The sequence below is a fragment of the Pedobacter westerhofensis genome (genome assembly GCF_900182595.1).
Classification (GTDB): domain Bacteria; phylum Bacteroidota; class Bacteroidia; order Sphingobacteriales; family Sphingobacteriaceae; genus Pedobacter; species Pedobacter westerhofensis.
In genome coordinates this window covers 155,781-182,045 of sequence record NZ_FXTN01000006.1, presented here as the reverse complement: position 1 = coordinate 182,045, position 26,265 = coordinate 155,781, and the positions used below count along the sequence as shown (strand labels likewise).

At 40.5% G+C, this 26,265-nt stretch carries 22 protein-coding genes and 1 tRNA gene; 12 read left to right on the top strand and 11 right to left on the bottom strand.

What is annotated here, in order from left to right; all coding sequences use genetic code 11:
• Positions 1-311: 311 nt before the first annotated feature.
• From FN831_RS13270 to FN831_RS13255, 4 genes are read left to right on the top strand one after another with little or no spacing between them, the layout of a single operon-like run.
• A complete protein-coding gene (locus tag FN831_RS13270; protein WP_142528660.1) occupies positions 312-3,500 on the top strand; it encodes a SusC/RagA family TonB-linked outer membrane protein in 3,189 nt (1,062 codons plus the stop codon).
• An 11-nt stretch (positions 3,501-3,511) separates the two neighbouring features.
• A complete protein-coding gene (locus tag FN831_RS13265; RefSeq protein WP_142528659.1) occupies positions 3,512-4,996 on the top strand; it encodes a SusD/RagB family nutrient-binding outer membrane lipoprotein in 1,485 nt (494 codons plus the stop codon).
• 24 nt (positions 4,997-5,020) lie between these two features.
• Entirely contained in the window at positions 5,021-5,677 is a 657-nt protein-coding gene (locus FN831_RS13260; protein WP_142528658.1) for an immunoglobulin-like domain-containing protein, read from the top strand.
• A 14-nt stretch (positions 5,678-5,691) separates the two neighbouring features.
• Positions 5,692-6,186, top strand: coding sequence for a lipid-binding protein (locus FN831_RS13255; protein ID WP_142528657.1), 495 nt, complete (start codon positions 5,692-5,694; stop codon positions 6,184-6,186).
• Between the two features lie 146 nt (positions 6,187-6,332).
• Here the strand turns inward: FN831_RS13255 and FN831_RS13250 are convergent, their stop codons facing one another.
• A complete protein-coding gene (locus FN831_RS13250; protein WP_142528656.1) occupies positions 6,333-7,235 on the bottom strand; it encodes a S66 peptidase family protein in 903 nt (300 codons plus the stop codon).
• A gap of 40 nt (positions 7,236-7,275) precedes the next feature.
• On the opposite strand from FN831_RS13250, the gene metG reads away from it, so the two are divergent.
• Positions 7,276-9,384 (top strand): methionine--tRNA ligase, encoded by a 2,109-nt coding sequence (gene metG, locus FN831_RS13245; RefSeq protein ID WP_142528655.1) that lies wholly within the window; start codon positions 7,276-7,278, stop codon positions 9,382-9,384.
• A 6-nt stretch (positions 9,385-9,390) separates the two neighbouring features.
• Positions 9,391-9,462 (top strand) — tRNA-Arg (locus FN831_RS13240).
• Here FN831_RS13240 and FN831_RS13235 read toward each other — a convergent pair.
• Both FN831_RS13235 and FN831_RS27710 read right to left on the bottom strand, forming a co-directional pair.
• The gene (locus FN831_RS13235) at positions 9,425-10,984 is read right to left on the bottom strand and encodes a recombinase family protein (protein WP_142528839.1); all 1,560 of its coding nucleotides are present in this window, start codon (positions 10,982-10,984) and stop codon (positions 9,425-9,427) included. The genes FN831_RS13240 and FN831_RS13235 overlap by 38 nt on opposite strands.
• 49 nt (positions 10,985-11,033) lie before the next feature.
• A complete protein-coding gene (locus tag FN831_RS27710; protein WP_185960473.1) occupies positions 11,034-11,198 on the bottom strand; it encodes a hypothetical protein in 165 nt (54 codons plus the stop codon).
• A gap of 252 nt (positions 11,199-11,450) precedes the next feature.
• On the opposite strand from FN831_RS27710, the gene FN831_RS13230 reads away from it, so the two are divergent.
• Together FN831_RS13230 and FN831_RS13225 are read left to right on the top strand one after the other, a co-directional pair.
• Positions 11,451-11,714 (top strand): hypothetical protein, encoded by a 264-nt coding sequence (locus tag FN831_RS13230; protein WP_142528654.1) that lies wholly within the window; start codon positions 11,451-11,453, stop codon positions 11,712-11,714.
• A gap of 193 nt (positions 11,715-11,907) precedes the next feature.
• Positions 11,908-12,084: a DUF3606 domain-containing protein gene (locus tag FN831_RS13225; RefSeq protein ID WP_142528653.1), complete on the top strand. Its 177-nt coding sequence runs from the start codon at positions 11,908-11,910 to the stop codon at positions 12,082-12,084.
• A 200-nt stretch (positions 12,085-12,284) separates the two neighbouring features.
• Here the strand turns inward: FN831_RS13225 and FN831_RS13220 are convergent, their stop codons facing one another.
• The 8 genes from FN831_RS13220 to FN831_RS13185 all read right to left on the bottom strand — a co-directional run bounded on the left by FN831_RS13220 (position 12,285) and on the right by FN831_RS13185 (position 19,780).
• Positions 12,285-13,352 carry a PAS domain-containing sensor histidine kinase gene (locus tag FN831_RS13220; RefSeq protein WP_142528652.1) on the bottom strand — a complete coding sequence of 356 codons (1,068 nt, stop codon included), beginning with the start codon at positions 13,350-13,352 and terminating at the stop codon, positions 12,285-12,287.
• A 1,509-nt stretch (positions 13,353-14,861) separates the two neighbouring features.
• Positions 14,862-15,434: a TetR/AcrR family transcriptional regulator gene (locus FN831_RS13215; RefSeq protein WP_142528651.1), complete on the bottom strand. Its 573-nt coding sequence runs from the start codon at positions 15,432-15,434 to the stop codon at positions 14,862-14,864.
• A gap of 80 nt (positions 15,435-15,514) precedes the next feature.
• Positions 15,515-16,516, bottom strand: coding sequence for a saccharopine dehydrogenase family protein (locus tag FN831_RS13210; RefSeq protein WP_142528650.1), 1,002 nt, complete (start codon positions 16,514-16,516; stop codon positions 15,515-15,517).
• 3 nt (positions 16,517-16,519) lie between these two features.
• A complete protein-coding gene (locus FN831_RS13205; RefSeq protein ID WP_142528649.1) occupies positions 16,520-16,846 on the bottom strand; it encodes a nucleoside triphosphate pyrophosphohydrolase family protein in 327 nt (108 codons plus the stop codon).
• 49 nt (positions 16,847-16,895) lie between these two features.
• Complete coding sequence (locus FN831_RS13200; RefSeq protein WP_142528648.1) at positions 16,896-17,624, bottom strand: SDR family oxidoreductase; 729 nt, start codon at positions 17,622-17,624, stop codon at positions 16,896-16,898.
• A complete protein-coding gene (locus FN831_RS13195) occupies positions 17,611-18,102 on the bottom strand; it encodes a nuclear transport factor 2 family protein (RefSeq protein WP_142528647.1) in 492 nt (163 codons plus the stop codon). The genes FN831_RS13200 and FN831_RS13195 overlap by 14 nt, the downstream gene beginning before the upstream one ends.
• A 24-nt stretch (positions 18,103-18,126) precedes the next feature.
• Positions 18,127-18,921 carry an SDR family oxidoreductase gene (locus tag FN831_RS13190; protein WP_142528646.1) on the bottom strand — a complete coding sequence of 265 codons (795 nt, stop codon included), beginning with the start codon at positions 18,919-18,921 and terminating at the stop codon, positions 18,127-18,129.
• 280 nt (positions 18,922-19,201) lie between these two features.
• On the bottom strand, positions 19,202-19,780 hold the full coding sequence (locus tag FN831_RS13185; protein ID WP_142528645.1) for a TetR/AcrR family transcriptional regulator: 579 nt from the start codon (positions 19,778-19,780) through the stop codon (positions 19,202-19,204).
• Positions 19,781-20,144: 364 nt separating this feature from the next.
• On the opposite strand from FN831_RS13185, the gene FN831_RS13180 reads away from it, so the two are divergent.
• From FN831_RS13180 to FN831_RS13165, 4 genes are all read left to right on the top strand, one after another.
• Positions 20,145-21,056 (top strand): helix-turn-helix domain-containing protein, encoded by a 912-nt coding sequence (locus tag FN831_RS13180; protein ID WP_221931341.1) that lies wholly within the window; start codon positions 20,145-20,147, stop codon positions 21,054-21,056.
• A gap of 112 nt (positions 21,057-21,168) precedes the next feature.
• Positions 21,169-21,813, top strand: a complete 645-nt coding sequence (locus tag FN831_RS13175; protein WP_142528643.1) for a TetR/AcrR family transcriptional regulator — start codon at positions 21,169-21,171, stop codon at positions 21,811-21,813.
• A gap of 45 nt (positions 21,814-21,858) precedes the next feature.
• The gene (locus FN831_RS13170) at positions 21,859-23,049 is read left to right on the top strand and encodes an efflux RND transporter periplasmic adaptor subunit (protein WP_142528642.1); all 1,191 of its coding nucleotides are present in this window, start codon (positions 21,859-21,861) and stop codon (positions 23,047-23,049) included.
• Between the two features lie 6 nt (positions 23,050-23,055).
• The gene (locus FN831_RS13165) at positions 23,056-26,265 is read left to right on the top strand and encodes an efflux RND transporter permease subunit (RefSeq protein WP_142528641.1); all 3,210 of its coding nucleotides are present in this window, start codon (positions 23,056-23,058) and stop codon (positions 26,263-26,265) included.

Sequence of the window (26,265 nt, the reverse complement as noted above, 5' to 3'; positions counted from 1 at the left end):
CAAAAGTTGTGGATATAAAAAAATTAATATTTGTGCCCATAAATATTTTCATATATCTTAGAGCATTATTAACTGATTATTTACTTAAACTTGTCTACTTGAAGAAGGAACTTTGTCAAGTTATCCTTTGTTTGCGCGAGTCGGAATCTCATTTACGCGCAATCTAAAAATTAAAAATACCTTATAAATGTTTTGCTCCTCTAAAATTGTACTGTTTATCAATACGATAAGTGCGGGTGCTTTATGTCTTTAAAATAACGCAATCAATCACTATTATATTAATTATTAACTAACCTAAATTTTATTCGTTTATGAAAAAACTTATACTAAGTTTGTTCGTATTCTTATTCGTTGCAGCTTCTGCAATGGCACAGGATCGAACTGTTACTGGTACGGTGAAAGGCAAGGATGACGGACTTCCGATTCCTGGAGTATCAGTAAAAGTAAAAGGCACATCAAATGGCGTTGCAACCGGTTCGGACGGTAAGTATGCAATTAAAGTACCTGCAGGAGCCACTGCATTGGAATTCTCATCAGTTGGTTATACAAGACAGGAAGTCGCACTGGGTTCAGGCAATGTCATCAATCTTAGCTTAGGCCAGGATTCACAGGCTTTAGGTGAAGTCGTAGTTACCGCTCTTGGTATCAGTAAAGCAAAGAAAACAATTGGATACGCTGAAACGACTGTAAAGTCAGAGGATATTAACGGATCTGCTGCTGTCAGTTTAGCCGGTGGTTTGCAGGGTAAAATTGCCGGTGCAACTATTTCTAATACTTCTGGAGCTCCAGGTGGTTCCACAAAAGTTATTTTAAGAGGTTATTCTTCTATCACAGGTGGTAATCAGCCATTGTATGTAATTGATGGCGTTCCTTTAGATAATTCCACCTCGGCATCCACTGATAACTACGATTTTGGTAACAATGCTAATGATATTGATCCAAACAATATCGAAAGTATGAGTGTGCTAAAAGGATCAGCTGCTACGGCATTATATGGATCAAGAGGATCAAGTGGGGTTATTTTGATTACTACCAAAAAAGGAAAATCAGGCTCGTTGAAAATTGATTTCTCTACTGCAGCAACAATTACACAGGTAGCATCTCTTTACTCACCCCAGGAAACTTTTGGACAAGGTTGGGACGCTACGTACATTCCATCTGAGAATGGTAACTGGGGCCCTAAGTTTGACGGGCAAATGAGAACGTGGGGTGCGGTTGTTGATAATTCTCAATTGCTGAAGCCTTTTTCTTACATCAAGAACAATGTACGTGACGCTTTAACAAACGGGTTGGAGTTAAACAACAATATTGCTATCAGTGGCGGTAATGACCAAAGCACTTTCTATTTTTCCTATGGAAATATCAACAGCAACGGTTATTTGCCAACAGATGCAGATTCCTATAAAAGGAACAACATTTCCCTTAAAGGATCTACGAAATATAAAAACTTCAGCATCGACGGTTCAATGAACTATGTTGCTAAAACTCAAAAGTTCGTAACTGCAGGTGGTGCTGATTCAGGTATTGGATCATCGTTTTATGAAGATATCCTTCAGATCCCCGGAGATATTCCTATTTCTGATTTAAGGGATTATAAGAACAAATTCTTTAACGTTGATAACTACTTTACGCCTTACGCTGAAAATCCATACTATTCTCTTTATGAAAATGGGTCAAGGAACAAAGCTGACCGTATTTATGGTAACGTAAATATGAATTACAAAGTGGCCGATTGGTTGAATATTCAGTTTCAACAAGGTGCTGATGTGAGTAATTCACAGACAAAAATCTGGCATAATAAAAATGCACCGACGCCTGGCAGTTACAATGATGGCGGAAATATTGAAGGTTCATCAAGAGCAGCAGACGTAGGTAACGTGATCGAAGGTTCATTTAAAAGCTTTGAATACGACACTAAATTGAATGCAATCTTTAATAAGCAACTAGATTCTCATTTTGATCTGGACGGTTTAATAGGTGTCAACTATAATGACAGGGGAATCAGAAATCTAACAACTTCTGTTGAGAATCTTGCAATCCCTGGTTTCTTTGATATCAGCAATAGCTCAAACAAGCCAAATAGTTCTGAGGTAGAGAGTCACAGAAGGCTATTCGGTGCTTATGCACAAGCTACTTTAGGATATAATAAATATCTGTATCTTACAGTAACAGCAAGAAATGACTGGTCGTCAACACTAGCTTTAAATAAGAACAGTTACTTCTATCCTGCAGCGAGTTTAGCATTCCTGGTATCTGAAGCAGTTGATCTTTCTAAAACGCCGATCAGCTTCCTGAAATTAAGAGGAAGTTTTGGACAAACAGGTAGTGATACTGATCCATATAGGATCAACAATATCTTAACACAAACTAGTGTTAACTTAGGTGGTGGCGCAGCAATTAATTTTCCTGTTAGTGGTGTCCCAGGATTTACAATCTCAAATTACCTGAGAAACCCAGATCTGAAACCGGAAAAAGTGAGCGAGCTTGAGTTGGGTGGTGAGATCAGGTTCTTCAAAAACAGACTTGGAATTGATGCAACCTACTATAACAAAGTAAGAAAAGACCAAATTTTAGCCGTGCCGGTTGATCCTGCTACAGGTTATACCTTTTCTTACTTGAACTTTGGTAAAGTAAGGAACAGAGGTGTTGAGGTTACAGTTAACGCTAAACCAATTGTATCCAAAGATTTCCAATGGAACATGATATATACATTTGCTAGAGACAGGAACATGGTTCTTGAATTGCCTGCAGGCTTAGAAAAAGTTATTCTTAACTCCGCTTATGATGCGCAGTTCGTAGCAGAAGTTGGACAGCCATTAGGAACAATTGAAGCCCCGGTTGCGCAATACGACCCACAAGGGCACATTATCGTTGATGCTACTACAGGCCGCCCGGTTGTTGCTCCTGCTAACGGTATTTATGGATCTATGCAACGTGACTTCTCTATGGGGCTCACTAACTCATTTACTTATAAAAGCTTTACACTAGGCGCTACATTAGACTGGCAAAAAGGTGGTGTTTTCTATTCAGGAACAGCAGATTTACTAAATTTTGTTGGTGCTGACGAGAAAACTACTTACAATGATCGCAGACCGTTTATCGTACCAAACTCTGTCGTGGCCGTAACTGCTGCAAACGGAAGTGTAAGTTATGTTGAAAATACAACCCGTATTACAGAAGGTAATATTGATGATTACTATTACCCTACAACTAATAAGGCTGTAGCATATAATAATAGAATACTAAGTAAATCATTCCTGAAATTAAGAGAAGTAACCCTAAGTTATGCTTTGCCTACTTCGCTTGCCAAGAGAATTTCTGCACAACGTGTAGCAGTGTCTGTTTATGGAAGGAACCTGGTTACCTGGTTGCCAGCATCTAATCAAACAATTGACCCTGAAGTTTCCAACTTCGGTAATGACCTGAGAAGTGAGTTTGGCGAATTCAGAACAGCACCACCGGTAAGATTCTTTGGTGCATCATTAAAGGTTACATTCTAAAAAACTGAAAGATGAAAAAGACAAATTTAAAATATACAACGCTGATGCTCTCAGCAGTTCTGCTGCTTTCATTCGGATGTAAGAAAAATCTGGATGTAAACACAGACCCGAATAATCCTTTGATTGAAAATGCAACCCCGGAGGTATTATTCCCATCTGGAGTAATGTCTACTGCTGGTACTGTTGGAGGACAGTTTACTGTTATAGGCGGTATCTGGTCACAGTATTTTACTCAAGCGAATGCTTCGAACCAATACAAAACGATTGATTCTTATAATCTCACTAAAATTGATTATACAAGGGATTATGATGAGTTGTTCAGTGGTGCTTTATTCGATTACAATCTGGCCATTCAGAAAGCTCAGGCTGCTGGCGACTGGAGATATAATCTGATGGCTACAGTAATGAAGGCTTATAGCTTTGAGGTATTGGTAGACTTATATGATAAGGTTCCTTATTCTGAAGCATTTCAGGGTTCCGCAAACTTGCAGCCTAAATTTGATGACGGTGATGTGATCTATACTGCACTGCTTGCTGAAATTGACGCTGCGCTTGCAAAAGATTATACGTCTATACCTTTAAGTGCCACACAACAGACAACAGACTTCTTGTTTGCTGGTGATATGGATTTATGGACTAAATTTGCCAATACGCTGAAACTGAAAATGTACCTACGTATGGTGAATGCTAAGCCAGCGGTAGCTCAGGCGGGTATTACAGCATTATATACTTCTGGTGCTGAATTTTTAACTACTAACGTGGGCATCGCTTCGTGGAGCGGTACTCCTGATAATAGTAACCCTTTCTATGAGTACAATATTAGACGTTCAAACGTAGCTACAAACTTAAGAGCCAGCAGAACATTCGTTGATTTCTTAACTGCAAACAATGATCCCAGGCTGAGAACTTACTTTAACACGCTTGCTCCTGTTGCGATGATTCAGGGTGATTACAGTGCGACTGCTGCAGAGCAGCCTACGTATGCTAGTGCAACAGCTTTCTACCAAACACCTACACAGTCTACTTGGTTTATTACAGCCGCTGAATCTTATTTCATGCAGGCTGAAGCCCTTGAGCGTTACTACGGTGGTGCTGGTGCAAAAGCTGCATACGACACGGGGCTCACTGCTGCGTTTGCGCAATCTGGCCAAGCGATAGGGACACTCGGAACTACTGCGTATGCTTATCCTACTGCAGGTACTTTTGAGCAAAAGCTTGAACTGATTATTACCCAGAAATGGGCATCTTTTGCAGGTACTCATGATATTGAAGCTTTCTTTGAGCAACAACGTACAGGTTACCCAACTACAACAGTTTTGGCTGATGCAGATAAAACAAGAGGAGCTTTTACAAGAGCGCAATTTGTGTTTTCAAAAAATGGAGTTACTGCAGGTTTATTCCCGCGCAGGTTGGTATGGCCAGCTTCTGCTAGAGACAGGAATAAGAATACCCCAGCTGAAGTGCCATTAACGACAAAAGTTTGGTGGGCTAAATAATCACTCATAAATTAAAAGGAAACGATGAAAAAATATATAGCAATTTTCGGCCTGGCAATTCTGGGTCTGACATTTAGCTCTTGCGAGAAAGAGCCATCATTTAATTATCCGGACGGAACAGTAGGTATATCAAAAGTGACTAACTACCCGATCCTGACACTTAAAGGTGATAAGCGAATCATTATTGCAAAAGGTGCTGCTTTTAACGATCCGGGCGTAACTGCTTTGGAGGGTACAAATGCATTGACTCCTGTAGTTACAGGGGCACCTGATGTAGCGACAGCAGGGCTGTATACAGTAAGGTATGTAGCAACAAATAAAGATGGTTTTACAGCATCAATTACTAGACAGGTGCTCGTTTATGATCCAGCATCATCCGCTGCTGCAAATGACCTTTCGGGCAATTATGCAAGAAATACGAATGGATCAGTAGCGGTGTGGACGAAGATCGCTCCCTGCTTTTATTCCGTATTTAATCCGGGTGGCGCGCCGGGGACTGATTTAACGGTTGTGATCTTTAATTCAACAGGAAGTACGATTAAAATCCCTGTACAGGAAAGCAGCGATGGTACTACTACCTCTTCTGCATCTGAGACTTACAATTTGACAACGAAAACCTATTCCATGATCATTGTAAATCCAGGTTATGGAGCCGCTTCACGTACATTTATTAAACAATAATTTAAATAGCTAACATGAAAAAATACTTATATATATTGACACTATGTGTGTTAGCACTGTCTTCATGTAAAAAGGAGGAAGTGGGCGGAACAGCAGTACAAAGTTTAGCAAATGAATGGTATGTACAGGTTACTCAGATCAATGCGACTACCGGAGCAATTATTGATGATAGTGATGATTCGTATTATACTTTGTCAACTTATAATACAGCCGATAATTCGCCAACTGTAATGTGGATGGATGACTCGCAGAGTTATTACGGTTTGAAAACAAAAGTAAATGTAGATCTTGCTAATAAAGCATTTTCAGTAACCAATGCAGATGAGTTGTATTTTGGAGTTAAAGTAACAATTACGAATGGTAAAGTTGTCACTGATGGTGCTGTTGGTCCGGCTTCAAAGGCGGTGACTGATGCGATATCATATGATGCGCAGTTCTCTGATACTCCTGGGGTCATTTTCAGGTTCAAAGGTTACGGTAGAACAAGATTTACAGAAGATGATCACTAGCTGATTTGATTTGCAAATAGAAGGGGAATGTCTGCAAAGATACTCCCCTTTTTTTATGCGCACATCTTGCCAATGTTGCTGCCATTTCTAAGGATATTAATATTGGGCAGACGAATGGAGCGGGTGAGTCGTCAGGTGCATCCTTTTTAACTTTTCTGCTTAAAGCTCACCTGATGTTCTTCTACTTTCAACAGGGTGATTTTTCCCAGTACCATGGCCCTGTTGTCCTCGATATGGCCAACTGGGAAGTTAAAACACACAGGGTAGTTGTAATCGCTGACGATTTCTGCTATTACTTCTTCCACACCCTGCCCAAAAGGGATATCCTCCAGTTCAATGTGGTTAAAGGCGCCAACGATGAGCCCTTTCAGCTCTGCAAGTTTTCCACCACGTTTCAGCATGCGCAGCATCCTGTCAATAGCATATTCATATTCCCCTACATCTTCGAGAAAGAGAATTTTATCTTTAAAATCCATGGCTGATGAAGAACCTTCAAGGGCTACCAGTAAACTAAGGTTCCCACCAATCAGGATACCTTCCGCCTCACCGGGTTGGTTAGGGAATTCGCTTTCGTAAGTGTAAGAAAGATCTTCTCCAAAAAGTGCTTTCCTCAATGATTCGATTGATTCAGGAGAAGCATTGTCGAATGTCCCCGGCATTTGTCCGTGGATACTCTGCGTTTGTTCCGTCCCGGTAATGTGTGAAAGCAGTACAGTGATATCGCTAAAACCGACTACCCATTTGGGCTGATCATTGAAAGTACAGAAATCCAGCGCATCAATAATCCTGATGGTACCATATCCCCCTCTGGCGGCAATAATCGCTTTGATTTCTTTGTCATCCAGGAAAGTCTGCAGGTCTTCGGCCCTCATGGCATCATTACCGGCAAACTGGTGATGCGCGGCATATACGCTTTTGCCGAGGATAACTTCCAGCCCCCAGCCTTCAAGCAATGCGATTGCATAGTCTATGGATTGCTTTAATTTTTTGGCTGGAGAAACAATAGCGACTTTGTCTCCCTTTTTTAGGTAGGGTGGCTGTTTAATCATTGGTAAAACACTTATCTTTGACAAATTAATAAAAATAGTTTTGGATAACAGTAAAATAAAAAGATATACCGTTACGGCGGCATTGCCCTATACGAACGGGCCTGTGCACATCGGGCATTTAGCTGGTGTTTATTTACCTGCGGATACCTACGTGCGTTATCTCCGTTCAAATAAAAGAGACGTTAAGTTTATATGTGGCTCTGACGAAAACGGAGTTCCGATCACGTTAAAAGCGAAAAAGGAAGGTGTTACCCCACAAGTTGTTGTAGATAAGTACCATAAGATCATCGGGGATTCGTTTAAAGAATTTGGGGTATCTTTTGATATCTATCACCGCACCTCTTCTGCTACTCATCATGAAACGGCGTCAGACTTTTTCAAAACTTTATACGATAAAGGTGTTTTTACCGAAGAAGTCACTGAACAGTATTATGATGAAAAAGCACAGTCATTTCTTGCAGACAGATATATCACTGGTACCTGCCCTAAATGTGGTTTCGAGAACGCTTACGGCGATCAATGCGAAAACTGCGGGAGCACTCTGAATGCTACAGACCTGATCAATCCCAAATCTACGCTATCGGGTGAGCCGCCTGTAAGAAGGGAAACGAAAAACTGGTTCCTGCCGCTGGAGAAATATGAGGATCAGCTGAGAACCTACATCGAGGGCCACAAAGAATGGAAACCGAACGTTTACGGTCAGTGCCAAAGCTGGCTGAATGCCGGTTTGCAGCCAAGGGCGATGACGCGAGATTTGGACTGGGGTGTTAAAGTTCCTGTAAAGGATGCTGAAGGTAAAGTATTATATGTGTGGTTTGACGCACCCATAGGTTATATCTCTGCTACAAAAGAGCTTTTCGCCTATTCAGGACTGGATGTTTGGAACCCTAAAGCTGATGAATATTATATCCGTAAAAACAGCGGTGAAGAAGGCAACTGGGAAGAATACTGGAAAGATGATGCCACTAAACTGGTACATTTCATCGGAAAAGATAATATCGTATTCCACTGTATAATCTTCCCTGCGATGCTAATGGCGCATGGTGATTATATTCTTGCTGATAATGTTCCTGCAAATGAATTCCTTAACCTGGAAGGACAGAAGATCTCTACGTCTAAAAACTGGGCAGTATGGCTTAACGAATATCTGGTTGAATTTAAAGATAAACAGGATGTACTGCGCTATGTACTGACCGCCACTGCACCGGAGACTAAGGATAATGATTTTACCTGGAAAGACTTCCAGGCGAGAAATAACAATGAGCTGGTTGCTGTATTGGGTAATTTCATCAACAGGGTAGTTGTGCTTACACACAAGTATTTTGATGGCAAGGTGCCTGCGCTGGGTGAATTAACATCACAGGATCAGGAAGTGATTGATGAGCTTGCCGCTTACCCTTCCAAAATCAGTAGTTCTATTGAGAATTACAGGTTCAGGGAAGCGCTTACCGAAGTGATGAACGTTGCCCGCCTGGGAAATAAGTACCTGGCAGAAACTGAACCATGGAAAGTAATTAAAACGGATGAGGGCCGTGTGCGCACGATCCTGAATATCAGTTTGCAGATTGTTGCTAACCTGGAGATTCTGATTGAGCCTTTCCTACCATTTACAGCTGATAAACTGAAGAATATGCTCAACTTTGCTGGTCACCAGTGGGATGAAGCTGGTACTACAAACTTATTGCCTGTGGATCATGTTATCGATCAGCCCGTATTATTATTTGATAAGATCGAGGATGCTGAGGTTCAGGCGCAGATTGATAAGCTGAATCAGAGCAAAGCAGACAATACGCTGGCGAATGCAGTGGTTGCTCCTGTAAAGGAAAATATTGATTTTGATCAGTTTAGTGCTATGGATATCCGTGTGGCCACTATTATAGCTGCTGAAAAGGTTGAAAAGACTAAAAAATTATTGAAACTGACATTGGATACTGGTATTGATCAGCGTACTGTAGTTTCAGGGATAGCCGAGTATTTTACACCAGATGAGGTGATTGGACAGCAGGTAAGTTTGCTTGTAAATCTTGCCCCGAGAGAAATTAAAGGAATTTTATCTCAGGGAATGATTTTAATGTCTGAAAATTCAGATGGAAAACTTACTTTTGTGGCACCTTTACAAAACCATGCGAATGGAAGTGTGATCAGGTAGGTTATTGGTCCCGTAGTTCAACGGATAGAATAGAAGTTTCCTAAACTTTAGATATGAGTTCGATTCTCGTCGGGACCACCCCACGATACAGCGCTTGAAAATCAGGCGCTGTATCTTTTTTTAAGCCGCCTAACTCTTTGTTAATCAACCATATTATATGCGCGATTGAATTTGTCCTGGGAGTTCGATGTTGTGCTCCGTCAAAATCGATTTTTTCAGGGAAAAGTGAACTCAAGATATGCCGTTGTTTTTTTAAGGGTGCTTTTTCAAATACTTTATCCAAGTTGCAAAAGGTGGTGACTATCTTATCCATTAGTTTATTTATGTCTAATCGGATCATTTTCGTTTCAGATGTCTCCTGTAGTTTCACCTCTAAACGTGCGATTACAGCGTCACAATCAGCTTTTATCTCTTTATAATCAGAGGGCTCAATTTCTTCGTCTAAAAGTAAACGCCGAGCTCTTGCAATTTTTTCATTATGTTTTGTGATGTCATTCATCACCAGTGCTTTCGCATTGAACTCTGATTTTGTTCGAGTTTTGTATACTGAGGATATTACTAATTTTAAGAGTTCTACAGCTGCCGGATTTATCACCCAAGATTGAAGTAGTTTCAAAAAAAGCTTATTTGTCTCCTCGGCGTTATACCTTACCCCACAAGACGAATCACAATGGTAGTAATAGTAATGCTTATACTTTCCTTTCGACGAACTGCCTGTTAACATCTTTTGACATTTATTGCATTTCAGAAAATTTCGCAGAGGCAATAGTTCCATGGATATTAGCTTTGCGGCCGGTACCCGTTTTCTTCCACTTAGAATGTCCTGGACGTCATAAAAGAGTGCTTCGGAAATCAAACCTTCATGCTGGGCGTCGACAATATAAGCATCTTCGTCTTTGTGCTGTTTAATCACGAGCTTTCCACAATACATAGGGTTTCTGATGTTCCTCCAAAAAGTCATCCTAGTGCATTTTAGACCCAGCTGATTAGCTTTTTGCCGGATTTGATCCACTGCAAATACATTCCTGGATATTTCCTGAAACACCCATCTCATAATTCCTGCTTCAGGTTCAAATTGAGCTATGTATTTTCTTCCATCAGGAGTCGAAAGATTTTTGTAGCCCAACGGAGCAGTTCCCATAAACCGACCCTCCTTTTTTGCCCTTCGCATACCATAGAAGACATTTAGTGCTCTTCTATCATTGTCAACCTCCCCGGCAGCGAGGTATATAGCGAGCATCATTTTACTTTCAGGTATACTCATGTCTAGAGGCTGCTCAATAGATATCGGCTGTACGGCTAATTTTGATAATGTACTAATCATTTGATAGGACTCACTTACGTTCCTGCTGAACCTGTCCCATTTGGTAAAGAGGATAGCGTCCGGTCTAGATTTAACGCGTTTGAGATCTGTAAGCATACTACTCCATTGCGGGCGTATAAAAGTTTTAGCGGAATGATCTTCATAAACCGTTTTCAACACCTCTATTGAATTTTGTTGACAATAACGGTGCAGACGTTCGTTTTGATCACGTTGGGAATAGCCTTTGTCTGCTTGCTCATCTGTACTCACGCGGATGTATAGAAATACTTTTTTCATACTAATGAATTAATTAAAACTTGACTTTTACGACTTTATAGGCGGCTGCTTATTCTTGATCAAGGATTTGATCCATAGACAAGTTAACTAATAAAATTAGTAATTCCAAGATGTTTCTTGATTCATCAAGGGTCACCTCTATGCCATTTTGCTTTAAAATTTGTTGCGCTTTTTCCGGTCTGATGCCACCCACATCATAAAATTCATTCTCCATAAGGATACGATAATAGTTTCACGCAAATACAGCAGAGCTAATGAGGCTTCTTCCCAAGATGGGTAATAATTGGGAGGCTTATGACAATGCTCGATCATGCAATTGATATCAGCAGCCATACATTTTTAATATTGCAAAGATACAGAATCGTTAATCTGTAAAAGGACTTTCGCGGCATAAGCGCTTCGCTATTTATTCCACGTTCCTTGTACATTTTACCTTGATTCAGTCTGTATTAGCAAATAAAAAAATATGGAAACTACAGATCTAATAATTATAAACGAATATGGTGACATCTTCTGTAAATCATTAACTACACTTGATTACATATTCTTTACTGATGACAGTGATGGGATAATAATGTTCTACCTTAATGACCTGCAAAGGAAGCCACCTCAAGCCTATGGAGCAGAAGACATACTCGTTCAGACAATACTTAATAATAAGTGGACCTGGGCAAGCGATGATATGAAATACAACATGCAATGTATTTTAGAAGAGCCTAATTACTCTTAGATATATAAGAACTGCCCAAAATGGTAATGAGCCTACATTCAAACGAAGGTATTCATGTTAGTCATTATCATTATTCCACCGTTTAATAATAATTGACCATTTAGTGTAGCATTTGTTGCGCAACAGCTGTTTCTAAATTTTTAAAACTCTCACAACCAAAAGTTGTTTCTTATAAGAACCAATTATCTAAAATATGTCAGACGATAAAATGAACCAGGACGGTAGAGACGACAGCAAGATCGACAGTAATGATGCAAGCGAGGTCCAATATGCAGCTAAAAAGTTCGGAGTAACTCCGAAAGAGATTAAGGATGCAGTTGCCCAAGTTGGCAGTTCCCGTGCAGCAGTAGAAAAATATTTCAAGAAATAAACACACACTATCTACTTATGAAGCCTTGCAGAGATGCAAGGCTTTTTTGTTTAATTGAACTACATCACTAGATCTCTAAAAACCAGTTTATTATGCGCCTTAAGATTCTTAAGAATAACTAATTGCATATAGATTCCCAAATTTGAAAATGTTAAAACCTGGTAATTTGAGTTCAAAATTCCTTTAAATGTAAGATTCCATTATGCTTTTGGAATTTGAATATAAAATGTTGTCCCTTTATTCTCCTGGCTTTCAAACCAGATCTTACCCTCATGCCATTCAACAATAGTTTTAATAATGGACATACCCAGTCCAGTGGAGTGTTCACCTTTTAAACCGCTCCTGCGAGCCGCACTAAATTTATCAAAAAGAGTCGCGTGATATTTTTCCGGTATTCCTATTCCAGTGTCTGCGATTGATAGCAAAATTTCTTTTTTACTCTCTTTTACATAGATATCAATATTTCCGCCATCAGGTGTAAACTTCAATGCATTTGAGATTAGGTTATTAATAACCTGCATAAATTTATCCTCATCAATTTCTGCAAAGACTGTGTCTTTATTAGAATGACAGGAAAACTTGATTTTGAGCTCGTTTTGCATCTCGAAATAATGCTGCGTAGTCGACCTGATTTTATCAATCAATTCTGTCCTTACCTTTAATAGATGCACATCTGCACTTTCTAAAAACTCTTGGTCTAAAAAATCACGAATAAGTTTAATGCTACTTTTACTAATCTTATTGATAAAGTCAATATAGCGATCAACCGAAGGGCTTTTCAATTCCTTAGTATCCTTAGCCAGTAGTGTAGCGATATTACCAATAGCGCCAATGGGGCCTGCAAGGTCATGGGCGAGGATGTTTAATATAGAATTCTTTTTGTTATTATGCCTGTTTAGTATTTCGGTTTTTTCTTTAATGGATGTAATGTCTTCAGCTTGCCCAATAAGCAGGCTGTCTTCATTCTCATTAGCCAAAAAAGGAGTTATCATTAACCATCGTTGGTTCCCTTCCCTTTCAATTCTACACTCTACATCAGCAATAATACTTCCTTCAATACATGCTTTCAATTTTGACAGCACATACCTCTGGTCTTCAGGATTTATCATGTGTAAAAGTGATCTTGAGCTAATGTCAATGTGTTTTAACCCAAAAAATTCTAAACAGGAATTATTCATATAGGTGAATCGATCCTGCGCTAAATCAAAGATAAAAAAGAGTTCATTCGACCGATCGGCCAAATATAAATGAGGATTCGAAATTGCCATGGTAACGTAAAACGTATAAATCCCTTAGGCCGCTTCACTGGCAAGGTAGTTGGAAATAAGTCGACAACCTATTTATTATGTTATTAAATCTAGAAATCCTCCGGTGCGAATATTCAATTTAAAATTGGATTTTAGAGCCATGCATGAAGTCTTGTTTAAGAAACCCTTGCTGAGATCAATCAACAAGGGCAAAAAAGGTTTTAATCTTCCAATGTATTAAACACGTTCAATGTTTGTTTGTAAACCCATGACTGGTTACTTTGCATGATAAGCAGATCAAGGAAGAGATGTTTGGAGCTAACGTCCTCCAAGTGTGGCCGTAAAATTTTGATTAATGGAATAGCGCATATAACGAGAACAATCTTTTGCTTTTTACTGTTTGTTCGGAGAATTATTTGTTAAGGATATTAAAGTTATTTCGCCGATATGGCACATATTATTGATTCTGCGCTGGTAGGTGGATTATTGGTTCTGCCCCAGGGTGATGGTGTTGGCCAGACCTGCTAGGCTGGTTTATGTGGCTGAGGTCATGGTGCTGGTGCCATATGTAGCACCGACCAGTCAAGGTCCAAATCGCACAGCCGATGATTTTAGTGATGCAAATACACCGCTGCTGCGCACAGCTTTCAGCCATAATTTTAACAGATGCGTTCTACTGAATTGGGATAAGGTTATAAAGGAGACCGTGAGAAAGGAGATACCGACTATGAGCTCACTCATGAAAACAGGATCTATCAACAATATCTCTATCAAATTAATCTATCCAAAACGGAAATGCAACTGAGGGGGCGATTGGAACAAGGTGAGTTAAGGAAGCAACAGCAGACTTTTCTCAACATGCCCGACTATTTAAAGGTGCGCAAATTCTTTTACTTATTGATCCCGAATATATTAAGGGAGTAAATGCTGTTATACAAAATGATATTCTAGACCATTACGAATAAACACAACCTGAATGGTAGCTTTTTTTGTTAAAACCAGGCTTTTTCTTTGGGATACCGATGGAACAGGTCTGTTGATTCCGAGATTGGCTACATGTAGTAGTATCAAAAGGAAATAGAGGAAACGTTTAGACGAAGTTTAATTCAGTTGCAGATAACCACCGTTTTTGCAAGACAAAGCTTGGGTTTAAGCCTGAAAAGAACATTACACCATTATTTGAACGCCACTCCAATTCCCCATTCGGTTACACGAAGTTAACGCCTAAACCGAAGTTATATATAAAACTACTCTGAATTTTTACTTACTTTAATTTTCGAGTCTTCCGTTTTTTTAAACACTTCCATGATTTGGGTGGAAACTCCAGCCTTCCTAAATTCTGCAATTAAAGTACTGCTAATCTCTCTGGTACTTATTATACGCAGGACTTTATCTTCATCCTCCAAATCGCAATTCCATTGTTTAATACTCTTAAAACGTGACATGATTGTTTGGGTTTGATTTAAGTCATATGAGGTGTTGATCATTGTCGAGAGGATAATTACAAATAAAACCATTTAACATTATTTATTAATTTGAGATTTGGCCTATAAGTAACTGAGCCATTTTTTTTATTCTTTTGGGGTCGCGATGAAGGATATAAGATTCCTGCCAGCCGGTGAACGAACTGATAATAAAATTCGTTGTTGTTTCCGCCTCTATTTCTGCACTTATCTCCTTTAGTTCCTGCGCTCGGATAATAAGTTTTAATAGCATCTGATGAATGAAGTCACTCCTTTCCTTGATTAAAGCCTGGACTTCAGCATCACTGGAGGCTAGTTCAAATGTCGTTTGTATAGCCATACAGCTATTACCAGAAATAATTGTATTGACAGAATTGTTTATAAAACTACTAACTGCTTTTAGAGGAGATTCAAATTTAGAATATACACCTGCTGCAACCATCCCCTTCTTTGTGTAGTTATTGATGCATTTTACAAATAGCTGGTGTTTATCACCTATGGTATTGTACAAACTACTGCTGTTAATATCCATTGCCTCAGTAAGATCCCGTAAGGTGGTACCACCAAAGCCTTTCTTCCAAAAAACAGCCATGGCTTTTTGAATTGCCATATCTTCGTCGAATTCTATATTCCTTGCCATAATCTATTGTTATAATCACATGCATTATACATGCTGAAATCTAATGTTGCCATCTCCCTAGAAGAGATGGCAACTATGCTTTAAAGGTCAATAAGCTTTACATCGATCAGATCATTCAGTAATTCCTCACCATATGCAGATGCCGGGGATTGAAAACCGAGTTTAAACAAGCCGCGTAATGCGCGTGATACAATCTCCAAAGAGGAAGTTACTGTGGGCATATAGCCATCTGGCATTTCAATCATAGACTTGACTCTTGTTCCATCCGCATCGGTTACTTCGGCCACAATTTTACTTTTATTTTGTTCAGCATGCGCGACAATTTGTCCCTGCTGGAGTTTTAGCGTTTCAGCTTCTGATGTTTCTGCAGGAAGTGCCATCTGGAAATACTCTTCGATATTTGGAATGCCAGTAGATTTGTAACTTAATACAATGCCGCCAAGGGGAGTTGGGAAGCACATTTCAGGCCCGTTTCCAAAATCGAACGTTGCAGGCGAAGCCTCACTTAATTTCTGGATCTCGCCATTTATTCTAATAAGTAACCCTGCACTAATTATATTGGCACTGCTTGCTACAGAACCGGGGGTGAACCCGCCTATGTATTTAAATGCGGCACGCAGGGAAATAGGATTCTTAAGTCTTTTTGCAGTATGCAATACCAATGGATCGTAGGAGGCAAACAGGCCGGCACCGGAAAGAATCATAATGCCAGCTGCTTTTGCAGCTTCATCCTTAGATTGTGCTAGACGGTAAATATCGACTTCGGCTGTGATATCAAGGTAATGTACTTTAAAGATCAGACAGGCTTCCATTGCCATTTCTGCCGTTTCGCTAAACGGCCCCGCGATATTAAGTAAAGCTGTCTTGCCATCAAGGCTTTGCTGCCAGCCAGTGATATCGTTAACTTCAAATGCATGGAAAGGAACTTGCAGTTGCGCAGCAAGTATGGAAAGTTTCTCTGCATTTCTACCAGCAATCTCAAAATCGATCCCTCTGCGGGCAGCCTCATGGCAGATCATAGTACCAGTATAACCGGTTGCTCCATAAATCAGCAGTTTACCGGGAGTAGTTTCCTTATTCATAGATTATTTATTTAAAAGTTTTTCTGTCTTAGTCAGAAAACCATCAAGGGCAGCATTAATATCAAGCCCTGTGCGGTTAGCAATTATAATCAACCACCAGATACATTCCCCCAGTTTATGGGATAGCTCCTCCTCTGTATTTTCTTTTGGCCATCGGCCTTGTTGGGACATGGTTAACCTGGCAATCAATGCTGCGTCGGTAAGAAAGGCCAACACATCTTCTTCAACAGTCCATTCACTGCCGTGATGGGCAAGCTCCAGTTGATGATACAATTCTCTTATCTGTTCAGCTCTGGATATTACGTCATTAAGTTTCAATGTATTGCTCATATGGTATTTTAATATTTGTAAATCAATAAACTACAATTTGCTTAGTTGGTTAAAAAGGCAATATCCCTTCAGGTCCAAAAAAACCACCATTTGGAACATCAAGTTTCATTGTTGCATACCGCAAAGGCACGGCGGCACCGTCTTCGGTGCTGAGTGTTCCTGTATTATCGTTGAGGTCTGTCCTTATATGCCCCGGCTCAACTGCATAAACTTTTATTCCTGAAGGACCAAGTTCCTTAGCAAATGCAGTAGTAACTGCATTTAAGGCTGTTTTTGAACTTGAATAGCCCATGAAATTGACTTGTCCATAAATGGTGTCGGGATCAGAGCTGAGACTTATAGAGCCTACAATGCTGCTAACCATTACTATTTTTGCATGATCGGCAGCCTTTAGCAAAGGCAGTAAAGCCTGCGTTACGCGGATTGGTCCAAAAACATTAACCTCATAGGTTTCTCTGATAACATCCAAACTTTCAATACTAGGAGGGCTCTCCAGGCTCAACGCAATACCGGCATTATTGATTAGAACATCCAGGTGCCCGGTTTGGTCAGCCAGAACAATGGCAGCTTTCATCACACTACTATCCTCGGCAACGTCAAGCATGAGCAGATGCACATCCAGACCCTTGGTACGAAGTTTTTCAACGGCAGACTGACCGCGGGAAAAATCCCGCGATCCAAGCCATACCTTATACCCTTGTTTTGCCAATCCTTCTACGGTGGCCAGTCCGATGCCTTTGTTTGCCCCGGTGACCAGGGCGGTTTTAATTTGATTCATCTTCTTTTAGCTTTTTTGCAGAAGGTCCCTCAGGATTAGCGTGGTGTGATAGGTCGCCCGTAAGATTGAGCGACAAACTTCGTTCCCTGAAATGCCATTCACCTTCCAGATGATCAAACGTATCATCATACTGACCAACCATAATCGGCTGTAATGGGAAAGACCGATCTACATCTTGTTGAAATATAGTCACGTAAGATACTGCTGTAGCGGATGTTTCCTCTTCATTTATCCGGATCACCGTATTGGTTGTTACATGTGCCGTTTGTGGGGTGCCATCAGGATATACCTGCAAATTAGATTGAAGCATTTTTTCAATATCTGCACCTTCTGTAAATTCTCCTATGGAACCTATTCTGCCATGAGTAAACAGGGTGCCAATTCCGGCAAAGTCACCTTTATCAAGAAGATGGGTATATTGCCCGATTAGATTTTCAATAGCTCTTTCACTACTGATTTTATATTTTGACTGATCCATGTCTCAAGTTTTAAAGCTTTAATACTAAACAGTTGGGTTTGAGCCGCCGTCAATTATATAATTTGCTCCTGACAGGTATGATGCCCTTGGTGAAACCAGGTAACCAACCATTTCAGCGATATCTTGAGGATTTGCCATCCTGCCCATTGGAATGCCACCCAGCTTATCCATGACACTCTGCGTAATTTCTTCAACGCTTAACCCTGCTTCGATTGATAAAGATTTCAGGTAACCATCCATAGTATCGGTTTTCACCATCCCTGGAGATACGGTCAATACGCGGACACCCTTAGGCGTAACTTCCTTTGATAAACTTTTGCTGTAATTAATCAACGCGGCCTTTGCTACAGCATACGCGCCCAGAGATTCCCACAATGGAATAACACCACTCAGAGAGGATATATGAATAATGACCCCACTTTTCTTTTCCAGCATTGTTGGCAGTATAGCCCTGTCCACGCGTACTGGAGCCAGGAGATTTAAATGCAAATCATTTTCCCAGTGTTCGTCTGTTAAAGTGCTGAAGCCACCTGAAGGACTGCTTGATCCACCCATGTTATTAACCAGAATGTCTATTGTTCCGAATTCTTTCAGGATACCATTGATAACAGGTGCTGTTTCTTCTGCTTTTGCCAAGTCAGCTTTGATGAAATGATGTTCAATTTGATTATCTGCCGGCTCATTTCTTGCAGTAATAATCACTGTAGCTCCAGCTTGAGCCAGTCTGTCTGCGATTGCCTTTCCTATTCCTTTTGTGCCACCGGTTACCAAAGCGATTTTACCGGTTAATTCTGTGGAGATCAATTGTTTGTTATCCATTTTTTTGTTTTTTATTTTCTAATACTTTTGTTATAAAGCTTTTTTTGATATGCTAAATCTTGTTTCAGTTATTGGGGTAATATCGTTTTCTGCTTCTATCAGCAGAGGGATATCGCCATTTCGACGTATTAATGTTGTAGGCATTACAATGGGATATTTACAGTATAAATGAACTGTAACCTGCTTTTATGATTTTTTTTGAATCAATCGTTTTAAATAACGACATCATTAACGCGCAAATAAATTTGAATCATTTGTTTCAATATTAGTTAAAAAATTTTTAGTTTGAAATCTGGCTTATTAAATACTTAGCCATTTTCTTAATTTTTATAGGATTCTTATGCAAGATGTATGACTCGTGCCAGCCCGTAAACATCATGATGATAAAATCAGTAAGCGTCTCAGCGTCTGTATCAGCATCAATCTCTTTAGCCTGTATGGCCCTGTTAATTAGATCAAGGAGGAATTTATGGGTAAAATCATTATCTTCCTTAAGTACTGCTTGCACATCAGGGTCTGATGCAGCCACTTCAAAGGTTGTTTTTATGGCTAAACAGCTATCATTATTATAAAGAATAGTATTAACAGCATCATTAATGTAATTAATGATAGCCTTTAATGGTGATTTAATATTACCTGCATGAGCAAGTGCATCACGCATTCTCCCTTGAGTATAATTACGGATACATTTTACAAATAGCTGATGCTTATCCCCAACTGTATTATAAAGACTACTGCTATTAATATTCATGGCATCGGTCAAATTACGCACAGAGGCGCCGTTATAGCCTTTTTTCCAAAAGACCTCCATCGCTTTTTGAATTGCTTCATCCTCGTTAAATTCTACGTTCCTTGCCATAATTACCTGCAAATATAATTTAATTTTAAAACAGTTGTTTTATTTTAATGTCATTTTTAAATTACAATTTCTAGCATCGAGAACTTTCATGGCGGAAACATAAATTTTCTAAGGAGCTTACTTTTAATTGAGTATTAACATCGGGTTAATTGTCCCGGCAAAGTAATTTAAAAAAATTAAATCAGAAACAATCGTTTCAGAAATTACTTTTGTATAGATTTGATTATCATGCTAATCACTGGTTAAAACTAGGATTACTACTGATAAATAGTTTCCTACCATATTTGAGACTAAAAGATAGCGAATATATAAAAAATGTTCAATAGCATTAGGTATAATTTTGAAACAAACGACACAAAAAAAGATGGAGATTTTGAATACACAGCTTTCATTGCCCGAGCAGCATATCGACTTTGAGAATAAGTGGGTTTTGCATGAAGAATTGTTTCCTGGTGATTTTAAGGTGGTTCATGCACCTGTTGATCAACATCTGCTCTGTCAGCCTTATAACCGTAAAGGACTTTTTAAGATTAGTCTTCATCATGGGCATAATCGTATGTATTATGATGATAAGGTCATTGAATATAAAGAGTACGCTATTCTTTTTTCAAGACCTAACATGGTTTATCGCTTTGAGCCGATTGGTAAGCAATATCCAGGGTATTTTTGTGTTTTTAAGGAACACTTTTTTGACCAATTTGCTAAAATCAGCGACTATCCACTCTTTAAACCAGGCGTTTCCCCTCTGATAGAAATTACTGCTGCTCAGATGGAGTTGTTTACAAAAGTTTTTAAGCAAATGGAAAATGAAATGGCTATGGATTTCAGTTACAAATATGACGTGCTGAGAACGCAGGTACTACAATTAATCCTGGACACACTTAAGCTACAGCCTGCAGCACAATTATATCCTAGAGAATCTAGCAGTTCCATCCGCATTGCTAACTGCTTTAATGAACTTTTAGAAGGACAATTCCCGATTTTAACTACATCCAGTCGGATGCATCTTCGGCACCCTGTTGAGTTTGCAGATACATTGTCAGTTCATGTCAATCATTTAAACCGTTCTTTAAAAGAAGTGAACAATAAAACAACTTCACAACTAATTGCTGACCGAATTATGCAGGAAGCACGGATTTTGCTTCAAGATACAGACTGGAATGTTATGGAGATTGCCTGGTGCTTAGGGTTTGAAGATCTTGCCCACTTCTTCAAATTTTTTAAGAAAAATGGACATGCCACCCCGAGCGCCTTCCGTAAAACCTTAGTTGTTTGAAATTGCAATATATCCGTTTGATTATGCCCTATTTCATGAACTGAGTGCCTCCTACCTTTACACTGTTAATAAAGCTATCGCGATTAAGTGGTATGCTGGCAGGTAAATTACTATGGGAAGCAAAGAGAGAATCAACAGGCATAAAGAAAATATCAGGTGTAATATTTTGAGAGCTGCACTCGCTATAGGGAAAGGATCAGGCTGGAATTCGGTAAGCATGCGAAAGATTGCTGATTCTATAGAGTATAGCCCTCCCGCCATATATGAGTATTTCAATAGCAAGGAAGCCCTGCTTCAGGAATTAGCGCGGCTGGGTTTTCTACAGCTTTCGGAAAGAATTAATCAGGCACGGAATAACTCCGATAATGATCCTAAAGCACAACTATTGCTAATGTGGGCTGCCTACTGGGATTTTGCATTTGCAGAGCAACACTTATATCAAATTATGTTTGGCGTAGAAACTACATGCTGCGATATCAATGAGCCGCTAACAGATTCGCAGGTTCCCGCTGCACTTTTCTCCGAAGTAATCGGCCTGCTTGTAGGGCAGGTTGAGAAAGCAGGCGAGATCATTCAAAAATATTATTATGCGTGCTGGTCATTTGTGCATGGCCTTATATCAATCAACCTGATTGGCCGTCATCTTCCGCAGAAAATAAGCGAACAAATCTTAACCGAAGCCATCTCTGGCATTATCGATACGCTTATTGCTCCTGGCAACAACCTTTCGAAAGAGCCATACATCGAAGAAGTATAACCCTTTTTCAACTAGCAAACACTTAAACAAATAAAATACTTAATTATGTCAATTTTCAGATCTAACCTCGATAAACACCTTTTTCCTCTAGTTGGTAAACAACGAATCGCTCCCCTGATATTAGTTGCCCTATTCTGGGGATGCAGCGAGGGCCAACCACTTCAGCTCTCCGCTGTTAAAGAACTGCCGGTTACGACCGTCAGGGCCGATACAGTAACCACATTTAAGGAATATCCTGCAGCTATTGAGGGATTAATAAATGTTGAAGTACGCCCACAGGTGGACGGTAAAATTCAGCAGGTTTTTGTTGATGAAGGTACATATGTACAGAAAGGTCAGCTGCTGTTTCAACTTGATGACCGTCCATTCAAAGAACGATTAAACAGCGCGAAAGCCAGTCTTCATGCATCTGAAGGAGCGTTGTCCAATGCCAAACTGGAAATTGATAAACTTACCCCGCTTGTTCAAAATAAGGTCATATCAAGCTACCAGTTAAAAACAGCGTTTTCAGCAAGGGAGACGGCGGAAGGAAATATAGAACAGGCCCGTGCGAACGTCAGAACAGCGCAGATAGATCTGGAGTATACGAAGCTAAAGGCACCAGTAAGTGGCTATATCGGCAGGCTGAACAAAAGAATGGGTAGTCTGGTTACTTCGAATGATCCCGCGCCGCTTACTCTGCTTTCTGATATTCATGAAGTCCGTGTATATTTTTCACTGAGCGAAAGTGACTTCATTAGCTTTAAAAAGCTGTACAAAGGTGCAACGTTGGATGAAAAGTTAAAAAACCTGCCAGCGGCCAGGCTGGTTCTTGCCGACAACAGTGTCTATAATCTGCCAGGCCGGATTGATATGGTAGACGGGCAGTTCGATAAAAATACTGGTGCCGTGACTTTAAGGGCCACTTTTGGCAACCCTGATATGATGCTGCGATCAGGCAATACAGGAAAAGTTCGCCTAAGTCTGATCCATGAAAACACAACTTTAATTCCCCAGGAGTCTACCATTGAATTGCAGGATAAAACATTTGTCTTTGCAGTAGATGATAGTAATAAGGTTAGCAGGCAGCCAATTATTATAACCGGTAAAAGCGGGGATAAATATTTGGTCAGCAGCGGAATTAAGGCAGGTACCAAAATCGTGGCCTCCGGCATTGAACATTTGAAAGAAGGTGACCAAATCAAACCACAAAGCATAACGAATATTCCGTTAGCCGCTAACGAAAACAATAAATAAATTATCATGATTAAAAAATTCATACAGCGGCCGGTGCTCGCGACGGTCATATCCGTGCTACTAGTGATCCTGGGTATACTAGGGTTGACCCAGTTACCACTTGAGCAATTCCCTGATATCGCTCCTCCTGCAATCCAGGTAACGGCTACCTATCCGGGAGCAAATGCAGAAACTTTATTAAGATCGGTAGCGCCATCTCTGGAAGAATCTATCAATGGCGTGGAGAATATGATGTACATGAACTCTACGGCCAGTAATGATGGTATCCTTGTAATCAGCGTTTACTTCAAACTCGGTACTGATGCCGACCAGGCCGCAGTCAACGTACAAAACCGGGTATCACAGGCGCAAAGCCAGTTACCCCCCGAGGTTATCCAGCAAGGTATTACCACCACAAAGCAGCAGAATAGTAATATAATGTCAATCGATCTGATCACAGACGATACCAGTAAGTATGATTACACCTTCCTGGTCAATTACGCGCAGATTAACATCATTCCCGAAATTAAACGGATTGAAGGCGTAGGTGCTGTTTCTATGCTTGGAGGTAATAAAGATTATTCTATGCGGGTTTGGCTAAAGCCTCAGCAAATGGCCAGCTATAACGTAACACCTAAAGAGATTACGGCTGTCATTCAGGATAAAAATTTAGAGGCAGCACCAGGACGACTCGGAGAAAGCAGTTCAGAAGCATTCGAATATATCATCAAATATAAAGGGAAATTAAATAAGCCTGAAGATTACGAAAATATAGTGATCAGAGCAAATGCAGATGGTTCAGTGCTTCGCCTTAGAGATGTAGCACGGATTGAATTCGGCTCCTATACCTATGGAAGCAGTACATCCATTAATGGTAAGACCGGATTTATGATTGGCATTTTCCAGTTGTCCGGTTCAAACTCCAATGAAATTCAAATAAAAATTCTGGAGGTTATGGACAAGGCAGCAAAAGATTTCCCAAAAGGAATTAAATACATCGTTCTTTACAACACGAAAGATGCACTTGATGAATCTATTACCCAGGTAAAACATACACTGATTGAAGCATTTATTCTGGTATTTATTGTTGTTTACTTATTCCTTCAGGATTTCCGCTCTACCCTGATACCAGCAATTGCAGTACCGGTGGCAATACTTGGTACCTTCTTTTTCATGAATTTATTTGGTTTCACGGTTAACTTGCTGACGCTTTTTGCACTCGTGCTGGCTATAGGAATTGTAGTTGATGATGCGATTGTCGTCGTCGAGGCGGTTCATTCAAAAATGGAACATGACCACCTTCCTGCAAAGCAAGCTACTATCAAAGCCATGCATGAAATTTCAGGCGCGATCATAGCCATTACGCTTATCATGGCAGCGGTGTTCCTGCCGGTGGGATTTTTAAAGGGATCCACTGGCGTCTTTTACCGGCAATTCGCTTTTACCATGGCCATCGCTATCGTGATTTCAGCTGTAAACGCGCTTACCCTAAGTCCTGCCTTGGCTGCATTATTTCTCAAGAATGTCCACATGGAAGAGGAAGGCTCACACCGCAAAGGCTTTGCCGGAAGATTCTTTAAGGGGTTTAATACCAGCTTTGACAAGATGACTAACCGCTATAGTAATAGTTTGCGGTTCCTTATAGGCCATAAATGGATAAGCCTGGCAGGGCTGGCCATATTGATTTTAGCTACAGGTGTGCTGATGAACCGCACCAAAACCGGTTTTATCCCTTCAGAAGATCAGGGCTTTATCGCAGTGTCTGTATCACTTCCGCCAGGCGCATCGCTTGATAGAAATGTGAAGGTCGCTAAAGAGATCGAAAAGATCCTGCTCCATGAACCCTACCTGCGGGTGCTCAGTACGACCAGTGGTTTTGATTTACTGACCTTCACCGGCAGCCCTTCTGCCAATATTACCTTCGTGCTACTTAAGCCTCGAAAAGATCGTGGACCAGTAAAGGATATTAATGAGATTGTGGGCATTATCCAAAGTAAGCTTGCAGCCATCAAAACAGCAGATTGCTTTGTATTTACTTTTCCGACTGTACCTGGGTTCAGCAATATTGATGGACTTGATTTTGTTTTGCAGGATAAAACCGGCAGTGGTCAGTTGGCAAAATTTGGTACAGTTGGTAACCAGTTTATCACTGAATTGATGAAACGGCCAGAGATCGCTCTTGCTTTTACTACCTTCCGCGCTGACTATCCGCAATTAGAGCTAGAAGTTGATGATGTTAAAGCAGATCAGCTTGGCGTAAGTACCAAGGATATACTCCAAACTATGCAGACCTACTTCGGCTCTACTCAGGCATCCGACTTTAATCGCTTCGGGCGGTATTACAGAGTAATGGTACAGGCTGATAAAGCTGACAGAACGGATCAATCAGCCATAAATGGCGTATACGTCAAGAACAATACCGGTGAAAGTGTTCCGATAAGTACCCTGGTTAAACTTAAAAGGGTTTACGGTACAGAAACGGCTTCCAGGTATAACCTGTTCAATTCGATGAAGATCAATGCCATGCCAAAACCCGGCTTTAGCACCGGTGATGCGATTAATGCCGTAAAAGAGGTCGCCGCAAGCAAACTTCCAACCGGATACAGCTATGCGTTTAGTGGTATCACTAAGGAGGAAATCGCTTCCGGCGGACAGTCTACCATTATCTTTGTCCTGTGTCTGGTGTTCGTTTACTTCCTGCTCTCGGCCCAATACGAGAGTTATATCTTGCCATTTGCGGTGATGCTTTCTATCCCCACCGGTATTTTCGGTGTTTTTGCCACCATCGGGCTTGTGGGCATCGAAAACAATATTTATGTGCAGGTAGCGCTGATCATGCTGATTGGCCTGCTCGCTAAAAACGCAATTTTGATTGTAGAGTTTGCTTTACAGCGGCGAAAGAACGGAGAAAGCATTCTTGATGCTGCAATTGACGCTGCTAAGGCAAGGATCAGACCAATTATTATGACCTCGGCAGCGTTTGTTGCCGGTTTGATTCCGATGATGTTTGCATCCGGACCATCGGCTCAGGGTAACCACTCGATCAGTATCGGCGCTGCCGGCGGCATGGCTGCAGGCGTTCTGCTTGGCCTTTTAATTATTCCGGTGTTGTTCGTGATTTTCCAGGGATTGCAGGAACGGTTCACTGGGATCCCTACGGACCTGGATCCTGATGAAGAGGCATTATATGCCCTGCCAGCACCTGAAGTACATTTAAAGCACCAGACCAATCATTAG